At 71.9% G+C, this 2,492-nt stretch carries 5 protein-coding genes; all 5 read right to left on the minus strand.

What is annotated here, in order from left to right; translation table 11 throughout:
• The coding region (locus VF468_17730; protein ID HEX5880132.1) for a hypothetical protein at positions 1 to 217 on the minus strand (217 nt) is incomplete at its 3' end.
• 189 nt (positions 218 to 406) lie between these two features.
• Complete coding sequence (locus VF468_17735; protein HEX5880133.1) at positions 407 to 1,246, minus strand: L,D-transpeptidase family protein; 840 nt, start codon at positions 1,244 to 1,246, stop codon at positions 407 to 409.
• Positions 1,247 to 1,281: 35 nt separating this feature from the next.
• On the minus strand, positions 1,282 to 1,587 hold the full coding sequence (locus tag VF468_17740) for a 4a-hydroxytetrahydrobiopterin dehydratase (protein ID HEX5880134.1): 306 nt from the start codon (positions 1,585 to 1,587) through the stop codon (positions 1,282 to 1,284).
• Positions 1,588 to 2,167: 580 nt separating this feature from the next.
• The gene (locus VF468_17745) at positions 2,168 to 2,320 is read right to left on the minus strand and encodes a hypothetical protein (GenBank protein ID HEX5880135.1); all 153 of its coding nucleotides are present in this window, start codon (positions 2,318 to 2,320) and stop codon (positions 2,168 to 2,170) included.
• Positions 2,321 to 2,332: 12 nt separating this feature from the next.
• Positions 2,333 to 2,492, minus strand: a 160-nt coding sequence (locus VF468_17750) for an NAD-dependent epimerase/dehydratase family protein (protein ID HEX5880136.1), incomplete at its 5' end; no start/stop codon positions are given.

Raw genomic sequence — 2,492 nt, forward strand, 5'->3', positions numbered from 1 at the left:
CGTCGTGCTCGACCACGGTCGCCGGGTGCGTCAGGGGCCGGCCGCTCTTGCGACCGCGCGTGGTCAGCATGTAGGTGCTGGGCACCAGGCCCGCCCGGACCAGGGCCCCGATGATGGCGTCACCCAGGCGGCGGCCCCGGCTGCGACGGAACTGCCGCGCCAGGCGCGAGCTTCGATTGCTGCCTGCGTCCGGTTGGCCGGATGTCGTGTCAGCCATGACTACCACCTCACCGGTTGGTCCCACGGAGCCGGGCTCCATGTGCTTCTGTGTGCGAGCGGGTCAAGAACGACAGAGAAGGTGGTGCCCAGGGATACCACCACCTCGCGCCGTCACGCCCTTGCCCCAGCTGGCCGGAGGTGAACATCCTTCTAGTCGCATCGCTGTGGGCCCCGGCGTCGGACGCCATCAGTACACCCAGACCAGCGTGCCGATGGGGGCAACATCCTCGGCCCACATCCAGTCGATCGCGGCCAGGGTCACCCGGACGCAGCCGTGGGAGGCGGCGTGCGGCGGCACGTTGGTGTAGCCGTGCAGGGCGATACCGTCGCGGTGAAAGTACTTGGGCCTGTACAGCCGTCCCAGGTGCGACTCCCGCCAGCCGTCGATCTGCCGGTAGATCTCCCAGCGGCCGTGGGGGGTGTCGGCGAGGTAGCGTCGGCCGCCGTAGGTGTAGTGCTCGTCGGTGCCGGTGCAGGTATTGAACGTCCAGCGGACCCGGCCGTCGGCGACCACCAGCAGCAGCTGGCGGCGCTCGTCCACCTCCAGGACCCGGCCGGCGCGGCTGCGCGCCTGCGGCCGCCGGCCCTCCTCGAGCGCCTGCCTGGTCCGGGGCCCGACGACCCCGTCGCGTTCCAGGCCGGCCGCCTTCTGGATAGCGAAGACAGCCTGCTCGGTGAGCGACCCGAAGACCTCGTCGACCGGCCCGACCCAGTAGCCAAGCTCCCGCAGCCGCCGCTGCACCGCATCCACCGCCGGCCCCCGGTCGCCGCGGCGCAGCAGCTCGGGCGTATCCGGCCGGGGCGAGGTGGTGGTCGGCGCGGCCGTCGTCGTGGTGGTTGGTCGGGTCGTGGTCGTGGGTTCGGTGGTCGTGGTGGTCGAGCTCGTGGTCGGCGCCTGGGGCGTGATCGGTGCCGCGGTGGAGGTGGCCCCGGCCGACGCGCCGTCGCCGACGCCGGCGCAGGCAGCCAGCGCCAGCGTAAGCGCGGGCGCCAGCAGCCAGGCGCCTCGGGGGCGCCGACGGCCCATCGGGACGCCTCCCGGCACGCCTGCGGGTCGGGGGTTCAGGGCCCGACCATGCCGACTGGGTGGCGGTGGTCGCCCGTCAGGCGCTCGATGCGGCGGGCCAGGGCGAGGCCGGTACCGGTGATGGCCTCGGCGCCTGGCGTGAAGGCGGCCAAGGTGACCTTGCCGCCGGTCACCTCGATGGCGACCTCGTCGTCGACCCCGGCGGCGGCGTCGGCCACCCGGGCGACGAACTTCATGGCGGACCGGAAGCCGTCGAACTCGAACGCCTTGACGATCCGGTCGCCGATGGGCGTCCAGCCCGGCAGCGCCCCCAACTCCCGGTCGAGGGTTGCCTGGTCCATGGGATACCTCCCGCTTGCTTGCTGGTGTGGGCTATCGAGACCAGGGATAGCCGTGGACGGCGGGGGTCACTGCGGTTGTCACGGCTTCGCCGATTCACCGCAAGCCAACCGCAACACACGACGGGAGCGGCCGCGCCCCCCGGGCTGGTCCTCCGGGAGGCGCGGCGGCGGGGCCGTGCCACCGCCTGGATGAGCGGTGTGCGGCCCGACAGCTGCCGACTACCCGCCCCCATACTCGCAGGCCTCGTTCTAGCGCACGGCCCGCGACCGGCGGCCCTGTCGTCACCGGGCCGTCCGGTGACTGCAACACGCCCGCAACGATCGGAGGTCGCCGTGCCGCCGGCGTGCGGGCTAGCGCCCGTCCGCCAGCTGCGCGGCGACCTGGTCAAGCCGGGCGGGCGTCAGCTCGCCGCTGTGGCGCGCGACCACCTTGCCGTCGGCGTCGACGGCGACAACGAACGGGAACGCGCTGAGCCCTTAGGCGGTGGCGGCGCTGGACTGCTCGTCGTCGGCCAGGATCGGCGCGTTCAGACCCGCGTCGCGCAGCCAGACCGAGGGAGTGAGTTTGGACTCTACTGCTTCATAAGCGGCGCTTGAGATGCGCGATCTGCATGGCGACGCTGATCGCGAAGAAGGTGACGTAGAGGCCCAGCTGCTTAAACACGGCGGCGACCAGCGCGGCTACGATGAGTGAGTTGTTAACCACCAGGAACCTAATGTCGGAAGATTTCATATCCGGCCCTCCCTATGTAGGCTGAGCCTGACCGGCTGGGGTGGGTGCGTTCACCCGTCCGGCGAGGAACTCCTCCCAGGTGCGGCGGCCCACGGCCCGGTCTGGGGCCAGGTTGGCACCGGCCCGGAACGCGCGGTTGGCCTTGCCCGGCAGCCGTAGCGGCAAGATCGGC

Source organism: Actinomycetota bacterium (assembly GCA_036280995.1).
Classification (GTDB): domain Bacteria; phylum Actinomycetota; class CALGFH01; order CALGFH01; family CALGFH01; genus CALGFH01.